The following is a 21,633-nucleotide window of genomic DNA, read 5'->3' as shown; positions in this document are numbered from 1 at the left end:
TATTACTTGTTTATGAAATGATTTTTTATAATGCCTTATATTATGGATCTTTGTTTTTGTAAATATTAGAATTATTTTACGAAGAAATTTTAGGATTGTATCATCAATTGCTAATCTTTTATTACCTATAATTTAAGTCATTTACAAAAATTTATTAAATAAAAAACATAGGCCCTATTTTAGCTTGTAAGCGATTTAAAAATAAAAGGAATGCTATTGTATGTCTTTGATTGCAGTTGGTTTTATTATAATTTAAGGAATTATTGTTGGATTAAATGGTCAAGTAAAAATTATTATAATTTAAAGACCTTGTGTTAAAATGATAGGTCCCTATATTGCCTTGTTAGAGATTTAAAGATAAAAGTAATACTAATATCATGATTTTTCATTAATTTCTTTTAACTAAATTAAAAGACTACCAATTAAATGGTAGTCTAGTTTAAATACAATATTTTATTTAGCAAAATCTATCACTTTAGACTCTCTTAATACGTTTACTTTTATTTCACCTGGATATTCTAGTTCTTCCTCTATTTTCTTTGCAATTTCTCTAGCAATTACAATCATTTCATCGTCAGAAATTTTCTCTGGTTTAACCATAATCCTAAGTTCTCTACCAGCTTGTAGAGCAAATGATTTTTCAATACCGTCGAAAGAATTTGCGATTCCTTCAAGGTTTTCAAGTCTCTTAACGTATTTTTCTAAGCTTTCACGCCTTGCACCTGGTCTTGCTGCTGATATAGCATCAGCTGTTTGAACTAAAATTGATTCTACACAGTTAGGTTCAACCTCGCCATGATGTGATTCTATAGCATTTATAACGTATTTATTTTCACCGTATTTATTTGCCATTTCAACACCCAAGCTAACATGTGTTCCTTCTTGTTCACGATCTATGGCTTTACCAATATCGTGTAGTAGTCCACCACGTCTAGCTATTTGAGGATTAGCGCCTATCTCTTCAGCTAACATACCTGCAAGATTTGCAACTTCGACAGAGTGCTTTAGAATATTTTGGCCATAAGAAGTTCTAAATTTCATTTTACCAACTAATCTTACTAGTTGAGGATGTAAATTAACTACTCCAGCCTTTTCAACTGCCTCTTGTCCATCTTCCATAATTCTTTGTTCAACTTCTTCGTCTGCCTTTTCTAGCATTTCTTCAATTCTAGATGGGTTGATTCTGCCATCTTGAATTAATCTTTCCAAGGCGACCTTTGCTACTTCACGTCTCACAGGCTCAAAAGAAGATATAACAACAGCTTCTGGGGTATCATCAATTATCAAATCTACTCCGGATGCTTGCTCAAATGCTCTAATGTTTCTACCTTCACGTCCTATTATTCTACCTTTCATTTCATCATTAGGTAGAGAAATAACTGAAACAGTATTTTCAGCAACTTGTTCTGCAGCATATCTTTGGATAGTTGTTGCTAGAATATCAGTAGCTATTTTTCTACTTTCAGCTTTTACTCTTTCTTCAGCTTCTTTTATTAGCTTAGCAGATTCATGAATGGTTTCACTTTTAACGTTTTTAAGAATTATTTCTTTAGCTTCACTATTGGTGAGTCCAGCGATGTTTTGTAATTCCAATTGCTGTTCTTCAATCAATTTATCAATTCTGTCTTCTTTTTGTTTTAACTTTTTCTGATCACTAGAGATTTGATCAGACTTTTTGTCAATCAATAAAGATCGATTGTCTAAGCTTTCTTCCTTTTTCAACAGACGAGATTCTCTCTTGTCGAGGTCTTTTCTAATCTGTTTAAACTGTTCTTCATTTTCAGATCTTAATTTAGATATTTCATCTTTTGCTTCTAGAAGAGTTTCTCTTCTTAAAGCTTCTGCTTGGTTGTTGGCATCTTCAATTATTTTTCTGCTTAATTCTTCAGCAGATCCTATTTTAGATTCACTAACCTTCTTACGATAAAGATAGCCAGAATTAAAAGCTAACAATACGAAGGCGACAGCGATAAGAATAACGATTGGGTTAATACTTTCAAACATCATATCACCTCCTAATATAGGAATTATACATTCCTATATCATTATACCATAAATTATCATTTATACGAAAATATGAAATCTTATTTATTAATTTACAATATAAGTACAGGTAAAGACTAACCTTTAATAATTATTTTGGCAGGTGCACCAACAGCTGTAGCATTTGAAGGAACATCTGTTAATACAACTGCATTGGCACCGATTTTTACATTATCACCTATTACAATATCACCTAACAAGACTGCGCCAGCTCCAATTAAAACATTATTTCCAACAGTTGGATGTCTTTTACCTTTTTTGCTTGAAACTCCGCCTAGGGTAACTGAGTGGTAAATCAAACAATCATCACCTATTTCAGCTGTTTCACCTATAACGACCCCCATACCATGATCTATATAGCATCTTCTTCCAATTTTTGCTCCTGGATGGATTTCGATACCAGTCTCAATTCGTGACTTATAGGCAATCTCTTGAGCTTCATAAAGACTTCCTTCCAAGAAAAGTTTGTGGGCATACCAATGATACATCAAGGCTCTGATGCCAGGGGAGAAAAGTGCTGCTTCTTCTCTGCTTTTTAATGCAGGATCTTTCCTAAGAGCGTTATCTATTAGCTCTTCCTTATATTTTTTATAACTGTTCATTTTCATACAATTCAGTAGATAGGTATCTTTCTCCTGTATCTGGAAGAACTGTTACTACTGATTTCCCTTCTCCTAATTTGTCAGCTATTTCTATAGCTCCACATACATTAGCTCCTGATGATATACCAACTGCTAACCCTTCGTCTTTGGCAAGCTTCCTACTCATCTTAATTGCATCATCTGAACGAACATCAACAATTCCATCAAGTATATTAAAATCTAAGTTAGGAGGTATAAAATTTCCTCCGATTCCTTGTATCTTATGTCCTCCTGCCTTTCCACCAGAAAGAAGTGGACTTTCTTTTGGTTCTATCGCATAAACCTTTGTTTCTTTGTTATGTTCTTTAAGCCTTTTTCCTATACCCGTAACAGTTCCACCAGTACCTACTCCAGCAATAAAAGCATCAGGTGTAAGTTCTTTTAAAATTTCTGGACCAGTTGTTTCATAATGAGCTCTTACATTAGCTGGATTTGAGAATTGATCAGGAAAAAAATAACCATTTTCTTCAGACAATTCTTTAGCCTTGTCATAGGAACCTTGAAGGCCTCTTTCACTTGTCCTAATTACTTTTGCTCCATAAGCCATAGCCAATTTTGCTCTTTCAATGCTCATAGAAGCAGGCATGGTAAGTATAAGTTTATAACCCTTACAAGCAGCAAGAGCAGCAAGTGCTACACCAGTATTACCGCTTGTAGGCTCAACAATAGTACCTCCTTCTTTAAGATAACCTTTATTTTCAGCATCTTCAATCATATATAAGGCAATTCTATCCTTAATAGAGCCGGCTACGTTATTCTTTTCGACTTTAGCGTATATATCAGCTCTGCCTTCCTTCTTTAAGGAATTAAGTTTGATCAAGGGAGTATTACCTATTAGTTCTTTTGCGTTATTTTTTATAGTCATAAAAATCCTTTCCAAATTTAATATTTCTGTTTATACCTTATTATATATACCCCAAAACTATAAATTATAATAAAAAAAAGGAGCCATAGGCTCCTTTTAATAACTATCTCATTTGGCTTTGAACTTCTTTAGCAAAGTCTTCTTCTTTTTTCTCTAGACCTTCACCAACTTCAAATCTAGCAAATCTTCTGATTTTAATGTTTTCTCCAACATCATTTGCTGTATCTCTTAGATATTGCTCAATTGTGATGTCAGGATTTTTAACAAATGGTTGATCTAATAGACAAACTTCAGAGAACCATTTTTTCATTCTTCCTTCAACCTTCTTTTCAGCAATCATCTTTTTCTTATCTTCAGGCATATTATCATTTGCTTCATTCATTGCTTGATTTACAAGAATTTCTTTTTGTTCTGCGACAGTTGCTTCATCAGCATCTGATTCAGAAATAAATAAAGGATTAACTGCTGCAATGTGCATAGCAATATCTTTAGCAAAATTTCTAACTGTATCTGTGTTTGCAGAGAAGTCTGTTTCTGTATTGATTTCAACAATTACACCGATTTTGTCATTGTGGATGTATGATCCAATTACACCTTCAGCTGCAATTCTTCCAGATTTTTTGTCAAGAGTTGCTTGTCCTTTTTCTTTAAGGAGCTTTTGAGCTTGATCAATATCACCATTAGCTTCTTCTAATGCTTTTTTACAATCCATCATTCCAGCGGCAGTTCTTTCTCTTAATTCTTTAACTAATTTTGCACTAATTGCCATTGTAATCTCCTTAATTTTCTTCAGTTTCGTCTAGTGATTGAGTTTTAAATTCTTCAGCTGCTTCTTTTATATCTTCATCAGAAACGTCTTCTGTTTCTTCTTCAGCTACATCTTCATCATCTTCTTCAGCTTCAAATTCTTCGGCTGCATCGAATTGACTACCTTGGTTAGCTTCTATTACAGCATCAGCAATTACAGATGTTATTAATTTTACAGCTCTTATAGCATCATCATTACCTGGTATAGCGATATCAACTAAGTCTGGGTCACAGTTAGTGTCAACTATTGAAACAACAGGTATTCCTAGAATTTTTGCTTCATGAACAGCTATTGATTCTTCACCTGGGTCTACAACGAATAGAACATCTGGAAGATTTTCCATTTCTTTAATACCACCTAGGTTCTTTTCTAGTCTGTCCATTTCCTTTTGTATTTGAAGAACTTCTTTTTTAGGTAGAAGATCGAAAGTTCCGTCTTCTTCCATTGCTTCATATTTTTTAAGTTTATTAATTGATTGTCTAATTGTTCCGAAGTTTGTTAACATTCCACCTAACCATCTGTTAGATACATAGAATTGTCCACTTCTTTTTGCTTCTTGCTCAATAGAATCTTGAGCTTGTTTTTTTGTACCAACAAATAGAACCTTACCGCCATCAGCAACTATATCTCTTACTGTAGCATATGCTTCTTCTATTTGGTTAGCTGTTTTTTGTAAATCTATAATATAGATTCCATTTCTTTCTGTGAAGATGTATTTAGCCATCTTAGGGTTCCATCTTCTAGTTTGGTGTCCAAAGTGTACACCAGCTTCTAATAATTTTTTCATTGAAACTACTGCCATAAATATTACCTCCGTTTATTCTTCCACCCTCTTCTACTGATGATTTAACCAATAAAGGCAACGAAATCATCATCCAAGGATGTGTTTATTCGTAGTACATGTTGATGATACCACATATTCGTTTTGATTTCAACACTAAAACATAGCTTCTACAAATAATTCTGAATTAAATTTTTCTAAATCGTCAATTCCTTCACCAACCCCAATATATTTTACAGGAACTTCTAATTCTACTTGTAAAGGGAAGATAACTCCACCCTTGGCAGTTCCATCTAGTTTGGTTAGGATAAGTCCTGAAATATCAGTTACATTTTTAAACTCTCTTAGTTGGCTAACAGCATTTTGTCCTGTTGTAGCATCTAGTACAAGTAGATTATCTCTATTTACCTTATTAGCGTGAGTTGCTATTGTTTTATTAATTTTTTCTAGTTCTTTCATTAAGTTCTTCTTATTGTGAAGTCTTCCAGCTGTATCACAAATTAGAACATCAACGTTTTTAGCCTTAGCAGACTTAATTGCGTCAAATATAACTGCTGATGGATCTGAACCTTCTTGGTGAGAAATCATCTCAATATTGGCTCTTTGAGCCCATTCGCCTAATTGTTCAATTGCAGCAGCCCTGAAGGTATCAGCAGCTGCAAGCATTACTTTTTTCCCATCCTTATTTAAATTGTTAGCAAGTTTTCCTATAGTCGTTGTCTTTCCTACGCCATTTACCCCAATAACCAAAATTACTGACAATTCGTTATCTTTAAGTTTTAGGTCATTATCAAGATTTTTCTCATCCAATTTTCTAGTCATTATTTCCTTTAAAACTGGATATATCAAATCAACATCTTTAATACTTCTTTTTTTGATTTCTTCCCTAAGTTCATCAACAATTTCTACTGTGGAAGTCATTCCTATATCAGCAGAAATTAAAATTTCTTCTAGTTCATCATATAAATCGTCATCTATCTTCACATTTCTTGTAAATAAATTTTTAAGGTTAGAGGTAAATTGATCCCTGGTCTTGCTAAGCCCATCTTTAAGTTTAGCAAAAAATCCCTTATCATTTTCTGAGCTAATTGATTGATCATAAGCTGTTTCTTCTTCATCTTCGAAATCTTCTTGAGACTCATCTAAAGCACTTTTTTCATTTAGATTTCCATAGTCACTATCATAATCTTTTATTTCATTAACTAAACTTTCTTCACTTTCTTGAATATCTTCATTGCTTTCAAATTCTTCTGTCGAAGAAAAATCAGCAAAGTCATTATCTTTGTTTTCTATCTGTTCTACTTGTTCTTCTTTATTTTTTTTCCTCTTAAAAAAATCAAACATTCTGACTCCTTAATTTATATCTGTTGGATTAAGTGCTGGTATGAAACTTGTATCTTTATATTTATTTATAAAATCTTTACGTACTTTACTAACGCAATTTATTAGATAATTTAGGTCATTATCATTTACTTTTATTAATATATTATACCTAAATTTGTTATTTATTCTTGCTATCTTACAGGGGTTGGGACCTATTATTTCAATGGAAGAATCTTTTCTTGTAATCCTACATAAACTCTTGTAAAACATTTTTGATATATCAATAGTTTTAATCCTAGATTCGTTAACAATCCTAATTGTAAGTAGATTTTTATAGGGTGGATAGTTGAAAGCTTTTCTCAAATTTAACTCATAATCGCAAAAACTTTCATAGTCATTGTTCTTGGCAGCCTGAATAACAAAGTTATCAGGTCTATAACTTTGTATAACAACCCTACCAGCTAATTTATCCCTACCGGCCCTACCTGAAACTTGAGTAAGAAGTTGAAAGGTCGTTTCATTAGCTTTAAAGTCACCTACATTTAAGCTTAAATCAGCAGATATTATTCCTACAAGAGAAACATTTTTAAAATCAAGGCCTTTTGCTATCATTTGGGTTCCCAAAAGGATATCAATTTTGTTTTCCTTCATCCCCTTATACATTTTTTCGTACATTTCTTTATTTGTTGCAGTCATTGAATCCATTCTCATTATATTAGCTTCTGGGAAAAGTAGTTTTACTTCTTCTTCTAATTTCTCCGTACCAGCTCCGAATTCTTTAATCTTCTTTGAGTGGCATACTGGACAAATTGTTGGCTGCTTCTTAGTTCTACCACAATAATGACAGACTAATCTGTCAACATTTTTATGGTAAGTCATAGCAACATCACATGCTTCACACTTGATTACATTTCCGCAGGCTCTGCAAAATGTAAATGAATCATGACCAACTTTATTTAAAAATAATATGCTTTGTTGTTTATTTTCAAGATTCTTAATTATTTCATCTCTAAGCATCTCTGAAATCATAGAATAATTTGATTTTTTTAACTCTTCTCTCATATCTACAACTTCTATAATAGGCATATTATTGTTTATTCTATTTTCTAGCCTTATCAGATCAAAAGCTCCTCTCTTGACCCTATCCATGGTTATTATTGATGGGGTAGCCGAAGCTAAGATTAGGTTACAAGAATGATAGTTTGCCCTTCTTATTGCAATCTCATCAGTATGATATTTAGGATCATTTGAAGAAATATATGAACCATCATGTTCCTCGTCAATTATAATAATTCCCAAATTTTTGAAGGGAGCAAATATTGCTGATCTTGCACCTATGACGATCTTTACTTCTCCGTTATTTATCATTCTCCATTGGTTGAATTTTTCCCTTGGGGTAAGTCTTGAATGCATAATAGCAATTTTTTCTTTAAATCTTCCCTTGAATCTTTCAATGGTTTGAGGTGTAAGAGAAATTTCTGGAACTAGTATTATAGCTTCTTTTCCATCTTTGATGACTTCTTCAACCATTTGAAGAAATATTTCGGTTTTTCCACTACCTGTCACACCATATAAAAGAAAATGCCCATTCTTTTTGGATTTTATAGTATTAAAGGCTCTTTCTTGCTCCTCGTTTAGGTCAAATTTCCTATATTGATCAAAACTGGATTTTATTTCTTTATCTGCTTCTTTCTTTTCAATAAGAATTATATTCTTATTAACGAGAGAATTTAAACTACTTCTACTAGCTGGACTTTTTGCTAATAGGCTTTTGACATCTGTAAGACCGTTTTTTGATAGATAATCAATTATTTTCTTTTGCTTAACAGCATTTGCATTAAGGATAAATTTACAATCTTTATTGAGTCTTGCATACTCAATGTATTGAATTTTTTGAGTCCTTTTAACATCAAAACTTTGTCTAACAATATTATCTGCTAAGTATTTATCAAGTTTTTCCTTATAGTCGGGGAATCTTTCTTTGATTTCTTTAATTTCCCTTTTTTCATTTAGAAAGTCTAGAAATTCATTTGATAAATTACTAATATTTTTGTAAAATACATGAATATCTTTGATACTTGTAGGCGGCAAAACCTGCCTTAAAGAAGCTTGGATAGTAGATAGATATCTTTTGGACATAAAAAAAGCTAAATCAATTAACTCATTTGAAATTAGCTTTCTATAATCTACAAGGTCAATAATTTCTTTAATTTTATAATCTGCTTCAATTTCTTCTGTTATCTCATAAACAAAAGCAAGTACAGCTTTGTTAGACTTACCAAAAGGCACTAAAACACGCATAGCTAGGCTAAGACTTGCAAGAAATCTTTCAGGAACTTTATATGTGAAACTTCTATCCAAAAATCTACTATTTGTGTCTAAAATTACTTTTGCGTACAAAATATCACCTTAATAAATCTAAAATTTCGTTAGCTAGTTCTTGTTTAGGCATAATATTTAACCTTCTAATATCATTTTTCGATATAATAGAAGCGATGTTTGTGTCAACATCAAAGCCTGCCCCCCATCTAGTTAAATCATTAGCTATAATATAATCCAGATTTTTCTTTTCTAGTTTTGCCTTTGCATTTTCAATCAAATTATCAGTTTCTGCAGCAAAACCAATTATAGTTTGTTTGGTTTTTTTACTAGCGAAATATTTAATAATGTCAGCATTTTCTATTAAATTTAATTCTAAGCTATAACCAGTTTTTTTTATCTTTTTATCAGATGGATTTTCTATCCTATAGTCAACTGGGGCTGCAGCCATAATTAAAGCGTCAGAGGAATCAAAGTACTTGGCTATAGTATCTTTCATCTGTTTGTTTGTTCTAACTTCTATCCTTGTTATACCATCAATTTCCATTGGTTTAACAGGACCAGATACTAATACTACTTCTGCTCCACGTTTTTTTGCTTCATAGGCTATATTATAACCCATCTTTCCACTAGACTTATTGGTAATGTATCTAACATAATCTATAGGCTCAACGGTTGGTCCAGCACTTATAATTATCTTCTTATTAGCCAAATCTTTTTTAGTAAAATAATCTTCTAAGTAAGCTACAATTTTGTAAGGCTCTTCAAGACGACCATCTCCAACTGTATTACAAGCGAGTAAACCTGCCTCTGGTTCAATAACTCTAACTCCATAGCTTTTGAGTCTATCTATATTTTTGATTGTAGCTTTGTTTTTAAGCATATTGCTATTCATGGAAGGAGCAATAATTACGTCCTTATCACAAGCAAGATATGATGATAATAGGAAATTATCTGCTATACCATTAGCCATTTTGGCAATTGTATTTGCACTAGCTGGAGCAATCAAAAAAACATCTGCCCATTTAGGTAAATCTATATGATGGACAGTTTCGTGTCTTCCTTCAAATAAATCGGTATATACCCTACACTTACCCATAGTTTCAAAACTCATTGGTCTAACAAATTCACAAGCAGATGGAGTCATTATTATTTTAAGATTTACATCTTTTTTCTTTAGCCTTGAGCACAAATCTAATATTTTATAAGAAGCTATCCCACCAGTAATACCTAGAAGAATATTTTTTTCTTCTAGCATTTTTTGGTAACTTTCTGTTCTATAACTTCATGTAGAGCTTGAGTTACAGGTTTAGCCTCGATAGTATCTGTAAGTGGTGCTGAACCATTAACAATTCTTCTTGCTCTTTTTGCACACATCATACAAATTTCATATCTACTTGGACTAATTTCACTTAGTTTTTTGAAAGATGGATTATTCATCGTCATTCTCCTTAAAATTAATTTTATCTTCCCTAAATACCCTATGCTTTTCTGCATTAATTATTTCATTTACAGATGTAATAGCTGAGTTTAGGTGGTCATTTACTACTAAATAATCGTAATCATTGATATGTTCGAGTTCTTTTCTAGCATTATTCATCCTGATTTTTATGTCTTCATCAGTTTCTGTTCCCCTACCTACTATTCTATTTCTAAGTTCTGTAAGTGAAGGTGGTGCCAAAAAAATAAAGACTCCATTATCAGTATTTTTCTTGATATTAAGAGCTCCTTGAACATCTATTTCTAATATTACTATTTTTCCTTCATTAATCTTGTTTTCAACAAATTCTTTGGGAGTACCATAATAGTTATTATGGACGTGAGCATATTCTAGGAACTTATCTTCTTCAATCATTTTCTCAAATTCTTCATGACTTTTATAAAAATAACTTACTCCCTCTATCTCCCCATCTCTCTTCTTTCTTGTAGTTGCTGATACCGAATATACCAAGTTACTTTGTGTATTCATTAAGTCATGCAAAACAGTACCCTTACCTACACCAGATGGACCTGATATTACTAATAAAAATCCCTTTTTCATTCCGCCCCCTTATTATATGTATTCTACTTTTATGAACTTCTCACTTCAAGTATAGATAATTAATTGTATAGTGCATAAGAGGTGATTGTATGAGCTATGATGGAATAGTGACCAGAAAAATCGTAAATGAATTAAAAGAGAAATTATTGGGGGCTAAGATACAAAAGATTAGCCAACCTTCTAAGAATGATATAGTCTTTAATCTTTACTCAATGGGTAAAAGTTATAAGCTACTTTTAAGTGCAAATAATAATGAAGCCAGGATAAACATAACTAAGAGGAAGTTTGAAAACCCAGATATAGCACCTAATTTTTGTATGGTATTAAGAAAACATATTAACCAAGGTAAAATCATAGAAATAAAACAAAAGGGTCTAGACAGGGTTGTAATCTTTTCAATAGCATCAATAGATGAGATGGGTTTTGATACATCAAAAAAATTAATAATAGAAATAATGGGTAAATACTCAAATATTGTACTGGTAGATGATAATTATAAGATAATTGATGCTATTAAGAGGGTAAATAGTCAAATGTCATCTGTTAGGGAAATTTTACCATCCCTTCCTTATGAATTTATTGATGACGGTAAGCTTGATGTTACTAGTGATGCTTTTACTCTTAATATTAAAACTCTAGATCAAAAATTACCTGATAATCAAGTTCCCTATAAAATCTTTCAGCAGTTTTTTACGGGTTTCTCCCCTGCTGTAGGAAAGGAGCTTGTCTATAGTGCTGGAATTGATGATAGGATAAATTGGGGCTTGGTAAGTGAAAAGGAAAAAGCTCAACTTAATACAGAGTTTATAAGACTTATTTGTAATTTAAAAGAGGGTAAGTTAAAAAGCTATATTTATAAGGATAAGGATAAGATAAAAGATTATCATTCTATTAAACTTTCTCACTTAAGCTACCTTGAAGAAGTAAAGCAAACTATGAGTGAGGCTGTTGATGAATTTTTTGCAAGTAACAAAACCCATGACAGACTAAATCAGAAAAAGAATGACCTTAATAGGAAGATAAATTCCAATATTAAGGCTGTTAATAAGAAAATAAAGATTCTAAGAGATAATTTATATAAAAAGGATAAGATTGATAATCTAAAGAAACTAGGAGATCTTTTAGCTGCAAATATCTACAGGCTTAAAAAAGGAGATAATAATATCGATGTTTTGGACTTCTATAACAATAATGAAAAGATTCTTATAGACATTGATCCAAGCCTAAGTCCATGGGAGAATGTAAACTCTCTTTACAATAAATCGAAAAAAATAAAAGCCTCCTATGACTATGCTAAAGAAGATTTACCTAAACAAGAAGAGCTGCTCAAATATCTTAATCAAAGTAAAGATTTTATAAATAGATCATCAAGCATTGATGAACTAGATGATATTAGACAGGAGCTTGAAGAATATAAAATTATAAAGAAAAAATCAAATAAGAAAAAATCTATAACTTCAAAATCTAAGCCACTCCACTATATCACTGAGAATTCTTCCCATATATATGTTGGGAAAAATAGCAAGCAGAATGATTATATAACTCTTAAACTAGCAAATAAGGATGATTATTGGTTTCATATAAAGGACTTACCAGGAAGCCATGTCATTTTAAGAAATGAGAATATAAACGATGAAGATATTCAAATAGCGGCTTACTTAGCAGCTGTTAATTCATCTATAACTGATAAAAGTAAGATAGATATTGATTACACACAAAAGAAAAATGTAAATAAAGCAAAAGGAGCTAAACCTGGAATGGTATACTATACTGACTTTAAGACAATTAGAGTAGATACAAGCATTGATTTGGCTGATAATATACAAGAAATCAAGTAGAAAGATTAAACGAACATTATGTGTATATTTGTGCTATTGCCTTCTAATTAGAAAGTAAACTAATTAGAAGGTTTTTTATTGATTTTTGCATAAAAAAAGTATCAACCTACCACTAATGGATTAGGTTGATACATAATATTCATCCTCTTCTTTATTTCAAGAATAGTTTGTTTGCTATTATTTATTAACAGCTTCTTTAAGAGTTTTACCAGCCTTAAATACTGGAGCTTTAGATGCTGGGATTTGAATAACTTCTTCAGGTTTTCTAGGGTTTCTTCCTTCACGAGCTTTTCTATCTCTTACTTCGAATGTTCCAAAACCAACTAATTGTACCTTATCACCTGCTATGAGTGATTCAGTTACTGTTTCTAGAAAAGCATTAAGTGCTTTTTCTGCTTCACTTTTTTTAAGACCACTTTTTTCTGAAATATTAATTAATAATTCTGATTTATTCATGTTTCCTCCTATAAATCATTGTAATTCTGTTTAACTCTAAGATAGATTATACATAAGCAATAAACTAATTGCAAGCTTTCCTCAAACAAAAAGCTTAATATTGCTTTCTTTCACTAGCTTATCTAGATAAGTTTCATAAGAATTTTCTAAATAAATATCCTTAGCTCTTAATAAAAGCTCATTTTCATTTTCATTAAATGAATTTATCATTAAAATGTAATACTTATTTTTGTATTTTATAATATCACTGACTTTATCTTTATTTTTAAGCTTAGATAAACTCAAAAGCTCATCTTTATTATAAACGAAGTCAGAATTGATTACAGAAAAATTTCTTACAGACTTATTTATATAAGATTTGAAATCATTGGTATCTTTGATACTATCTCTAATAATTTTTGCTTCTTGTTCATCTTCAAAAACCAAAGCATTATACTTGTATAGCTTTTGAAGGTATTTATTTTTCTTATAAAATTCTAAGACATCTGAGTCTTTAATTTTATTGATTTTCAAGAAAAGCTCGTAATGAGCCTTTCTGATTGAATCATTGTAAATAATATCATTAAAAGTATTTTCATTAACTCCAAGTGCCTTGATATTTGCTTTTAATGAATCGTCACCATTTAGTTTGTCTGAAATAAGTTTTTTTAACTCATTTGATTTATTATCATCTAACTTGATTTTATGTTTTTCAAGATTATTTAGCATTACTTGATCTTTAATCATAGAATCAACTAAATCTTCTCTTAGAACTTCATCATTTGTTTTTCCTCTGTCATTTTTTTCGTTGAGGAAATTTTCACCATAGACTTTACTATAGTAGCTTTGATAAAACTTTAATTCTTTAGAATACAGATCTTTGCTTATAGTCTTATTATTGACACTAGCAATCACATTATCGTTGTAAGAATTAGTTTTCGAGCAGGAAGTAAGTAAAATTATTGAAAAAATTGCTAATACTAACCCCTTACTTGTTGTCTTTATCAGTTTCTTCTTTGTTATTTTCATCTTTAGAATTATCGGTATTTTCTTTGTCTTTGGCAGAATTTTCTTTATCTTTTTTAGCATCTTCTGTCTTTACTTCTGTTGTTGATTCTTTTTTAGAATCTTTAGCTTTTTGTTTACTATCTTGTTCTGTCACTACATGAGCTTCATCGTGTAGTTTTTTGATGTAATCAGCATATTTTTTGTCTTTAATTTTCTTTGTTATTTCTTCTTTAGATTTCTCATAAGAATCACTAATAGAATTAATCTTTATTATATGATAGCCAAATTGGGATTTAACAGGATTACTAATTTCCCCTTCTTTCATAGAAAATGCAGCTTCTTCAAATTCTTTTACCATTTGACCCTTGCCAAATGAACCTAATTCTCCACCATTTTTAGCACTTGCAGTATCTTTTGAGTACTCTTTGGCTAGTTTTGCAAAATCTTCGCCATTGTCAAGTTTAGCTTTAATATCCTTTGCGGTTTGTTCGTCATCAACTAGGATGTGTGATGCATCAACTTTTATAAATTGATCTTTATTCTCTTCAAAATATTTCTTAATTTCATCATCACTTACCTTGTTATTTTCGTCAAACCATTCTCTGTGTTTTTTATACATTAAATCTTTTTTAAGGGTTTCCTTAAACTTCTTGATGTCCATATTGTAATCGTCAAGTGTTTTGTCAAATTGTTCTTGGCCACCGAAGTTTTGAACTGATTGCATTAATGCGTTATCAACATCCTTATCATCGATTTTGATGTTGTTTTTCTTAATGTCATTGGCAATTAATTTATCTTGAACCATCATAGTTACGATAGAATTTTTAAGTTGTTGTTGGCTTGCTAGCATTGAAGCATAAAAGCTCATTTCAGATTTATAGTCGTCTTTGCTAATTTTTTCTCCATTGACAATAGCAACTGTTTTATCATCGAGTTTTTGTTCTTTAGCTTGTTCTGTTTGTTCTGTTTTATTTCCACTTTCTTTATTAGCGTCTTTGTTTTGGTTACATCCTGCAAATAGTAAGGATGCCATTAGCATTACTGGTATTATTTTGTTTTTCATTTCATACTCCTTATATTTTCAATAGTTCTTAATAATTCATAAGTATCCAGCAATTTTGTTTTTGATACTGGAATCTTAAAGGCTGGATTAGTCGACAAATCAAGGCTCATTTCACCTTTGAATTCTTGATTAATCTCAGCTAGTTCTTCGAAGCTAAATTGATCTTTATCTTCGAAATATATGTTTACATTACCGTTTTTTTCTCTAATTTCACTAAAAGATAGTTTATCTGCTAAAGATTTTATTAGTGAAATATACATTAAATTATCTACCATTATAGGGATGTCACCATAGACATCTATTAATTCAGCTACTAGTTCATCATAGTCTTCTTGGTTTAAAATGTTTGATATTCTTTTGTATATTTCAATCTTTTGACCCTGATCTTCAATATAAAAATTAGGTATATAGCCATCAACTTTGATGTCAATATATATATCATTCTTTTGTCTTATTTCAACTTCCTTACCACTAGCTTTCTCAACTGCTTCTTGGAGGAATTTAACATACAAATCATAACCAATAGCTTCCACATGGCCAGATTGACTTTCACCTAAAAGGTTACCTGCTCCTCTTAATTCAAGGTCCTTCATAGCTATTTTATATCCAGATCCAAAATCTGAAAAATCTCTTATAGATTTAAGTCTTTTTTCGCTAATTTCGGATAAGACTTTTCCAGTCCTATAGGTGAAGTAGGCATATGATGATCTATTAGATCGACCTATTCTACCTTTAAGCTGATAAAGTTGTCCAAGGCCCATAGTATCTGCATCGTAGACTATCATGGTATTTACATTAGCTATGTCCATGCCGGTTTCAATTATAGTAGTTGATAAGAGGATATCTATTTTTCCATCTATAAAATCGAGCATTATTTCTTCGATTTGTTTTGGACTAATCCTACCATGGATTATAGAAATATTAGCTTCTGGAACAAGATCTTGTATCTGTTTATAAAGCATTTCAATATCGTTAATCCTATTATAAACAAAATAAACCTGTCCATTCCTATTAAGTTCTCTTTCAATGGCTTGTTTTATAATCCCACTATCATATTCTATCACATAACTATTAACGGGCATTCTTTCTTCTGGAGCTTCATCTAGGGTTGATAAATCCCTAATGCCAGATAAGGACATTTGCAAAGTTCTTGGTATTGGTGTCGCAGATAGGGTAAGTACATCGAGAGAAGATTTCAATTCTTTTAGTTTTTCCTTATGTTTAACACCAAACCTCTGTTCTTCGTCGATTATTAATAAACCTAGATTTTTATATCCTACATCCTTAGACAATAATCTGTGAGTTCCAACAATCAAATCAACTTTTCCAGCTTTTAGCTCCTTAACTATCAAATTATTTTTAGCTTTAGGATTAAATCTTGAAAGTACTTCGACATGCACAGGAAATTTTTCAAATCTCTTTTTAATTGTTTCATAATGTTGGTTGGCTAGAATTGTAGTAGGGACAAGGAAAGCAACTTGAAAGCCATCCATTATAGCTTTAAAGGCTGCTCTTATAGCAACCTCAGTCTTACCAAAGCCAACATCACCGCAAAGGAGTCTATCCATAGGTTTATCTGATTCCATATCGTTTTTTATTTCATCTATTGATCTGATTTGTGAATAAGTTTCTTCATAAGGAAAGGAATTTTCGAATTCACTTTGCCAAGGCGTATCTGACGAAAAAGCATGACCCTTTATTTTAGATCTTTTAGCATACAATTCAACCAAATCATCAGCTATTTCGTCTACTGCTCTTTTAGCTCTAGCCTTAGCTTTTTGCCAGGCTTGGGTTCCTAATGATGAAAGCTTAGGATTTTCTCCTCTGCTACCTATGTACTTACTTACAAGGTTCATCTGATCAACTGGGATATATAGTCTATCACTGGCCCTATATTCTATAACTATGAAATCTTTTTCAATGTTATTAACTTCAATTTTTTCTAGGCCCTTATAAATCCCTATACCATTATTCTCGTGAACAACATAATCACCAATTTCTAGGTCTGAATAATTTATAATGTCTCTTGATGATGTTTTTGCTTTGCTTTTTCTCCTAGCCTTTCTTTCGCTACCATAAATCTCCCTATGGGTAAATACATAAAAGTTTATATCATATAAATAATATCCACTGCTACTCGTTTTAGATGAGATTTGGATAGGATTTACAGAAAAATCACATCCATCATCTGAATTTCCAACTCTTAGAAAATCTTTTTCTATATATGCCTGGTGTAACTGATGCCTGGATTTGTCATTTGAAGACAATATTAGTATATTCGAATCCTTGTTTGCCAATTCTATTGTTCTATCAACAAAATAATCGACTTTTTGGTTGAAGTTTTCAGACTCTATCGTTTTTATCTCTATAATTTTTTTTGGATTAAAGAGTTTTGATTTTTTAAGGATTGATGTCAAATTGATTGTACTAAAGTCTTCGAGTTTCTTATATATAGTAGCTGATGGGACTCTAACATTCTCAAAAGTCTTAAAGACTTCTCCATTTTCCATCTGTAGACTCAGATTATCAAGAAAATCTTCGTTAAATCGCTCGTGATTATCTAATATTCTTGAAACATCGTCAAAGGCAATAATAGCATTTTTATCTATATAATCTAAAAATGTAGAGTAATTATCCAGCCTATAGGGATTAATTAAGTCGCCATTTGCTACAAATAAACTCTCCTTAATGAAAGATATTATTTGCCTGTACTTATCAATTAACTTTTGATTAAGACTGTCATCAGCTTTTTTGCTAAATGCTTCTAAATCTTTGTTGATATTAGAAATCACCTTATCATAATCATTTTCTGAATACAGTAATTCGCTAACTGGACTAATTTCACAAGAGTCAATTTTTTCTAAAGTCCTTTGGCTATCTTTATCAAATATTCTTATAGAATCAACCTCATCGTCAAAAAGCTCTATACGGATTGGGTTGTCATAAGATACTGGCCAAAAATCAATTATTGATGCTCTCTTTGCAAAATCTCCCTTATTCTCAACAAGAGATGTAGGATTGTAGTTTAATTCCAAAAGTTTTTTGACAAATTTATCAATGTCAATAACATCTTCATCCCCTATTTTAACAAAAGACTTGTTAAATTTATCTAAAGGAGTCAATTTATTTGTCATAGCTTCTAGACTAGTAACAATAATAAATTTTTCTTTCTTGGCTAATTTAGTTAGTACATCCATCCTTTGGGATAGTTTCTTATTATCTATTGACTTAATGTTATAAAAATTAATGTCCAAGCTAGGGTAAAATATAGCAACATTATCACTTATACCGTTAATACTATCAAGATAATTCACAGCTCTTTTTTCATTTTCAGCTATAATAACTATTGACTCATCAAATTTCTTAAACAAAGCAAGGACTAAATGAGGCTTGAACCCATCAGTTAGTCCTGATAAATAAATTGGAGAATAGTATTTTATACTATTTTCAATTTCTTGTATTTGTTTTAGAGAATTTATCTTATCAAGTAAATCATTCATTACTTTCATCCACTAGCCTTATGGAATTAGAGTTGTTCATAGCCTTGTCTATACTATCGCCAATAATTGTCTCTATTGCACAACTTGCAAGACTAATCTCTTGTCTAATTATTTCAGCTTCCTTTTCAGTAAAACCACTAAGTACAAAATTAGCTAAATCCATGTAAGAAGGTTTTTTACCAACAGCAAGCTTAATTCTTGGGAAATTATCATCTTGGATTTGATATATAATTGATTTCATACCATTATGGGTACCAGCTGATCCTTTTTTTCTAATTCTAATACTTCCAAAATCTATATCAATATCATCATAAATAACTATAAGTTTATCTGTATCGAACTTATAGAAACTCTTTAATTCCCTTACTGCTTCTCCTGAACTATTCATGTATGTTTGTGGCTTTATTAGCATAACTTTATGGCCAGAAATCATTCCCTGGCCATAAAGAGATTTAAATTTTAGTTTTTTAACATCAATATTGTGCTTTCTTGCTAGATAGTCGATAGTCAAGAAACCTACATTATGTCTAGTATTTTCATATTGTAATCCAGGATTGCCTAATCCTACGATATAATACATTATCTACCATCCACAAAGAGACCGCTTATTGACTCGTAAGTATTAATTCTATGAATTGCTTCAGATAGAAGTGGAGCTATAGACATTTGAGTGATTTTTGGAATTCTCTTTTCTTCACTTAGAGCAATTGTATCAGTGATAATTACTTCTTTAACATTTGATTTATTAATCTTTTGAATTGCATCACCACTAAATACACCGTGGGTAGCTACTAGATAAACATCTTTTGCCCCGCTATTAATTAAGAAATCACCTGCATTGGTAATAGTTCCAGCAGTATCAATCATATCATCAACGATAATAGCATGTTTACCCTTGAAATCACCTATTACAGACATAACTTCAGATACATTTGGTTTTGGTCTTCTTTTTTCGATAATAGCTATAGGTAGTTTTAGGTAATCAGCAAACTCTCTAGCTCTTCTTACACCACCTAAGTCAGGGCTTACTACTACAAATTCATCTGGTTTATCATAAGCTATATCTTTAAAATGTGTTGATAGTAATCTTATAGCTGAAAAATGATCTACTGGTATATCAAAATATCCTTGGATTTGTCCGGCATGTAAATCCATTGTTATTACCCTGTCAGCTCCCGCTACTGTTAATAAATTAGCAACAAGTTTTGCAGTTATAGGTTCACGACCTCTTGTCTTTCTGTCTTGTCTAGCATAACCATAGTAAGGAACTATTGCATTTACGTAACCTGCAGAAGCTCTTCTACAAGCATCTATCATGATTAATAATTCCATCAAATTATCATTGGTTGGATTGGATGTAGGTTGCATTATATATACATCCTTACCTCTGATAGATTCATTGAGTTTTATAGATATTTCACCATCTTTAAACTTTTCTATATCAGCCTTGGTTAGTTCAATACCAAGATATTCAGCAACACTTTTAGCTAATGCAACATTTGAGTTTCCACTTAAAAGTTTTAATTCTCCTCTTTGAATATAAGAGCCTTGATTGCACTTAGATGTCATTTCTTCTCCTTTAATTTTTCCAAATCTCTTTTTTTCTTTTTTTCTACATAGCCTGCGATGTTCTTTTGCTCAGCACGCTCTATTGATAATTCTCCCTTATCAATATCCCTTGTTATTGTTGATCCAGCTGCTACATAGGCTTCACGAGCAATATTAACTGGTGCTACTATATTAGAGTTTGATCCAATAAAAGCATTATCTCCAACTACAGACCTATGTTTAAATTTACCATCATAGTTGACAAAAATCACGCCGCAACCAATATTTATATTTTCTCCCAGATCACAATCCCCTATATAAGCTAAATGACCTGCCTTACATCCTTCTCCTAGACTTGCATTTTTCACTTCTACAAAATTACCTATATGGACATTTTTGCCAAGCTTAGCATTTGGTCTTAGATGTGAGTAAGGGCCTATATTACTAGAATCTTCCATCTCGGATTTTTCTATAAGGGAGTTGTCAATTCTAACATTATCATGAATTATAGAATCCACAATTTTACTAGAGCCTTCAATTGTACAATTGGAACCTATAATGCTAGATCCTAAAATTTTAACGTTACCTGAAATAATTGTGTCTTCTCCGATTTTGACCCCTGGTTCTATGCTTACTATCTCAGGAGTTTCAATTATTACGCCATTAATCATATACTCTTCGTTAATTCTTTTTCTTAGGATTTTACTAGCTTCAGCAAGCTCTTTTTTATTATTAATTCCATAGAACAAATCACAATCTTCATTAGCAAAGGCCATGGCTTTTTTATTTTCTCTAGTTAAAATTTCCACGCAATCAGTAAGATATAATTCGTTTTGATCGTTATTAGTATCTAATTTAGCCAAAGATTCTTTAAGGTCAAAGCCCTTAAAAGCATAAATACCTGTATTAACTTCATTTATAGCTAATTGATTTTCCTTTAAGTCCCTATGCTCGGTAATCTGTAAGAAATTACCATCTTTATCTCTAATAATTCTTCCGTAGCCAGTCGGATTATCAATAATTGTTGATAAAACTGAAACACTATTATTATTTTTAGTATGATTTTCTATAAACTCCTCAAGAGCCTCTTTGCTAATCAAAGGAATATCACCATTTAATACTAAGACATCATCATTATCATCTATGTAATCCTTGGCTAAAGATACTGCATAGCCAGTTCCATAGGGAAATTCGTCGCCAATTTTTTGTTCGATAATTTTTATATCAGGAAATAATTCACTAAGTTTATCCTTATTTTTACCAGATATAATTATGGTTTCAGAATTATCTATTTTACTATTATCATAAACGTATCTAATGATTTCTCTATTTAAAATTTTGTGAAGTACCTTAGATGTATGTGATTTCATCCTTGTTCCTTCACCAGCTGCCATTATAATTACTTTTATCATCTTTATTC

Annotated in this window: 18 protein-coding genes; 1 reads left to right on the top strand and 17 read right to left on the bottom strand. The window is 31.3% G+C overall.

Going from position 1 to position 21,633, the window contains the following annotated elements:
• Positions 1-453: 453 nt before the first annotated feature.
• The 10 genes from rny to gmk all read right to left on the bottom strand — a co-directional run bounded on the left by rny (position 454) and on the right by gmk (position 10,821).
• The gene (gene rny, locus P6936_RS00900; RefSeq protein ID WP_040349201.1) at positions 454-2,007 is read right to left on the bottom strand and encodes a ribonuclease Y; all 1,554 of its coding nucleotides are present in this window, start codon (positions 2,005-2,007) and stop codon (positions 454-456) included.
• 113 nt (positions 2,008-2,120) lie between these two features.
• Positions 2,121-2,645, bottom strand: coding sequence for a serine O-acetyltransferase EpsC (epsC, locus tag P6936_RS00895; RefSeq protein ID WP_040349302.1), 525 nt, complete (start codon positions 2,643-2,645; stop codon positions 2,121-2,123).
• Complete coding sequence (gene cysK, locus P6936_RS00890) at positions 2,632-3,549, bottom strand: cysteine synthase A (RefSeq protein ID WP_276863398.1); 918 nt, start codon at positions 3,547-3,549, stop codon at positions 2,632-2,634. Before cysK ends, epsC begins: the two co-directional genes overlap by 14 nt.
• A 103-nt stretch (positions 3,550-3,652) precedes the next feature.
• The gene (gene tsf / locus P6936_RS00885) at positions 3,653-4,318 is read right to left on the bottom strand and encodes a translation elongation factor Ts (RefSeq protein WP_060929563.1); all 666 of its coding nucleotides are present in this window, start codon (positions 4,316-4,318) and stop codon (positions 3,653-3,655) included.
• Positions 4,319-4,328: 10 nt separating this feature from the next.
• Complete coding sequence (gene rpsB / locus P6936_RS00880) at positions 4,329-5,159, bottom strand: 30S ribosomal protein S2 (RefSeq protein WP_276880585.1); 831 nt, start codon at positions 5,157-5,159, stop codon at positions 4,329-4,331.
• A 135-nt stretch (positions 5,160-5,294) separates the two neighbouring features.
• Positions 5,295-6,482: a signal recognition particle-docking protein FtsY gene (gene ftsY, locus P6936_RS00875; RefSeq protein ID WP_276880584.1), complete on the bottom strand. Its 1,188-nt coding sequence runs from the start codon at positions 6,480-6,482 to the stop codon at positions 5,295-5,297.
• A gap of 9 nt (positions 6,483-6,491) precedes the next feature.
• Positions 6,492-8,861, bottom strand: coding sequence for a primosomal protein N' (gene priA, locus P6936_RS00870; protein ID WP_276880583.1), 2,370 nt, complete (start codon positions 8,859-8,861; stop codon positions 6,492-6,494).
• 4 nt (positions 8,862-8,865) lie between these two features.
• Positions 8,866-10,038 (bottom strand): bifunctional phosphopantothenoylcysteine decarboxylase/phosphopantothenate--cysteine ligase CoaBC, encoded by a 1,173-nt coding sequence (gene coaBC / locus P6936_RS00865; RefSeq protein WP_276880582.1) that lies wholly within the window; start codon positions 10,036-10,038, stop codon positions 8,866-8,868.
• Positions 10,032-10,220 (bottom strand): DNA-directed RNA polymerase subunit omega, encoded by a 189-nt coding sequence (rpoZ, locus tag P6936_RS00860; RefSeq protein ID WP_004835960.1) that lies wholly within the window; start codon positions 10,218-10,220, stop codon positions 10,032-10,034. Before rpoZ ends, coaBC begins: the two co-directional genes overlap by 7 nt.
• On the bottom strand, positions 10,213-10,821 hold the full coding sequence (gene gmk / locus P6936_RS00855; RefSeq protein ID WP_004835959.1) for a guanylate kinase: 609 nt from the start codon (positions 10,819-10,821) through the stop codon (positions 10,213-10,215). The genes rpoZ and gmk overlap by 8 nt, the downstream gene beginning before the upstream one ends.
• Positions 10,822-10,910: 89 nt before the next feature.
• Between gmk and P6936_RS00850 the strand changes: the two genes are divergently transcribed.
• Complete coding sequence (locus tag P6936_RS00850) at positions 10,911-12,659, top strand: Rqc2 family fibronectin-binding protein (RefSeq protein WP_060929559.1); 1,749 nt, start codon at positions 10,911-10,913, stop codon at positions 12,657-12,659.
• 177 nt (positions 12,660-12,836) lie between these two features.
• On the opposite strand, the gene P6936_RS00845 is transcribed toward P6936_RS00850, so the two are convergent.
• The 7 genes from P6936_RS00845 to glmU all read right to left on the bottom strand — a co-directional run bounded on the left by P6936_RS00845 (position 12,837) and on the right by glmU (position 21,625).
• Positions 12,837-13,115 carry an HU family DNA-binding protein gene (locus tag P6936_RS00845; RefSeq protein WP_004835957.1) on the bottom strand — a complete coding sequence of 93 codons (279 nt, stop codon included), beginning with the start codon at positions 13,113-13,115 and terminating at the stop codon, positions 12,837-12,839.
• An 81-nt stretch (positions 13,116-13,196) separates the two neighbouring features.
• The gene (locus P6936_RS00840; RefSeq protein WP_060929558.1) at positions 13,197-14,123 is read right to left on the bottom strand and encodes a SurA N-terminal domain-containing protein; all 927 of its coding nucleotides are present in this window, start codon (positions 14,121-14,123) and stop codon (positions 13,197-13,199) included.
• Entirely contained in the window at positions 14,083-15,165 is a 1,083-nt protein-coding gene (locus P6936_RS00835) for a peptidylprolyl isomerase (RefSeq protein WP_276880581.1), read from the bottom strand. Before P6936_RS00835 ends, P6936_RS00840 begins: the two co-directional genes overlap by 41 nt.
• On the bottom strand, positions 15,162-18,665 hold the full coding sequence (gene mfd, locus P6936_RS00830; RefSeq protein WP_276880580.1) for a transcription-repair coupling factor: 3,504 nt from the start codon (positions 18,663-18,665) through the stop codon (positions 15,162-15,164). The genes P6936_RS00835 and mfd overlap by 4 nt, the downstream gene beginning before the upstream one ends.
• Positions 18,658-19,245 (bottom strand): aminoacyl-tRNA hydrolase, encoded by a 588-nt coding sequence (gene pth / locus P6936_RS00825; protein ID WP_004835953.1) that lies wholly within the window; start codon positions 19,243-19,245, stop codon positions 18,658-18,660. Before pth ends, mfd begins: the two co-directional genes overlap by 8 nt.
• Positions 19,245-20,234 carry a ribose-phosphate diphosphokinase gene (locus tag P6936_RS00820; protein WP_004835952.1) on the bottom strand — a complete coding sequence of 330 codons (990 nt, stop codon included), beginning with the start codon at positions 20,232-20,234 and terminating at the stop codon, positions 19,245-19,247. The genes pth and P6936_RS00820 overlap by 1 nt, the downstream gene beginning before the upstream one ends.
• Entirely contained in the window at positions 20,231-21,625 is a 1,395-nt protein-coding gene (gene glmU / locus P6936_RS00815; protein ID WP_276880579.1) for a bifunctional UDP-N-acetylglucosamine diphosphorylase/glucosamine-1-phosphate N-acetyltransferase GlmU, read from the bottom strand. Before glmU ends, P6936_RS00820 begins: the two co-directional genes overlap by 4 nt.
• Between the last annotated feature and the right edge of the window lie 8 nt (positions 21,626-21,633).

It is taken from the genome of Anaerococcus tetradius (assembly GCF_947087635.1).
In the GTDB taxonomy this organism is placed as follows: Bacteria; Bacillota; Clostridia; order Tissierellales; family Peptoniphilaceae; genus Anaerococcus; species Anaerococcus tetradius.
Note: the sequence above shows the minus strand (reverse complement) of the source record. Positions and strands in the feature narration are given on the sequence as shown.

What these genes read in the sequence shown, in the direction of transcription:
- P6936_RS00840 (WP_060929558.1), bottom strand. Translation starts at nt 14,123, where the DNA reads ATGAAAATAACAAAGAAGAAACTGATAAAGACAACAAGTAAGGGGTTA.
- epsC (WP_040349302.1), bottom strand. Translation starts at nt 2,645, where the DNA reads ATGAACAGTTATAAAAAATATAAGGAAGAGCTAATAGATAACGCTCTT.
- cysK (WP_276863398.1), bottom strand. Translation starts at nt 3,549, where the DNA reads ATGACTATAAAAAATAACGCAAAAGAACTAATAGGTAATACTCCCTTG.
- gmk (WP_004835959.1), bottom strand. Translation starts at nt 10,821, where the DNA reads ATGAAAAAGGGATTTTTATTAGTAATATCAGGTCCATCTGGTGTAGGT.
- tsf (WP_060929563.1), bottom strand. Translation starts at nt 4,318, where the DNA reads ATGGCAATTAGTGCAAAATTAGTTAAAGAATTAAGAGAAAGAACTGCC.
- pth (WP_004835953.1), bottom strand. Translation starts at nt 19,245, where the DNA reads ATGTATTATATCGTAGGATTAGGCAATCCTGGATTACAATATGAAAAT.
- ftsY (WP_276880584.1), bottom strand. Translation starts at nt 6,482, where the DNA reads ATGTTTGATTTTTTTAAGAGGAAAAAAAATAAAGAAGAACAAGTAGAA.
- P6936_RS00820 (WP_004835952.1), bottom strand. Translation starts at nt 20,234, where the DNA reads ATGACATCTAAGTGCAATCAAGGCTCTTATATTCAAAGAGGAGAATTA.
- P6936_RS00850 (WP_060929559.1), top strand. Translation starts at nt 10,911, where the DNA reads ATGAGCTATGATGGAATAGTGACCAGAAAAATCGTAAATGAATTAAAA.
- P6936_RS00845 (WP_004835957.1), bottom strand. Translation starts at nt 13,115, where the DNA reads ATGAATAAATCAGAATTATTAATTAATATTTCAGAAAAAAGTGGTCTT.
- mfd (WP_276880580.1), bottom strand. Translation starts at nt 18,665, where the DNA reads ATGAATGATTTACTTGATAAGATAAATTCTCTAAAACAAATACAAGAA.
- rpoZ (WP_004835960.1), bottom strand. Translation starts at nt 10,220, where the DNA reads ATGAATAATCCATCTTTCAAAAAACTAAGTGAAATTAGTCCAAGTAGA.
- coaBC (WP_276880582.1), bottom strand. Translation starts at nt 10,038, where the DNA reads ATGCTAGAAGAAAAAAATATTCTTCTAGGTATTACTGGTGGGATAGCT.
- rpsB (WP_276880585.1), bottom strand. Translation starts at nt 5,159, where the DNA reads ATGGCAGTAGTTTCAATGAAAAAATTATTAGAAGCTGGTGTACACTTT.
- rny (WP_040349201.1), bottom strand. Translation starts at nt 2,007, where the DNA reads ATGATGTTTGAAAGTATTAACCCAATCGTTATTCTTATCGCTGTCGCC.
- glmU (WP_276880579.1), bottom strand. Translation starts at nt 21,625, where the DNA reads ATGATAAAAGTAATTATAATGGCAGCTGGTGAAGGAACAAGGATGAAA.
- P6936_RS00835 (WP_276880581.1), bottom strand. Translation starts at nt 15,165, where the DNA reads ATGAAAAACAAAATAATACCAGTAATGCTAATGGCATCCTTACTATTT.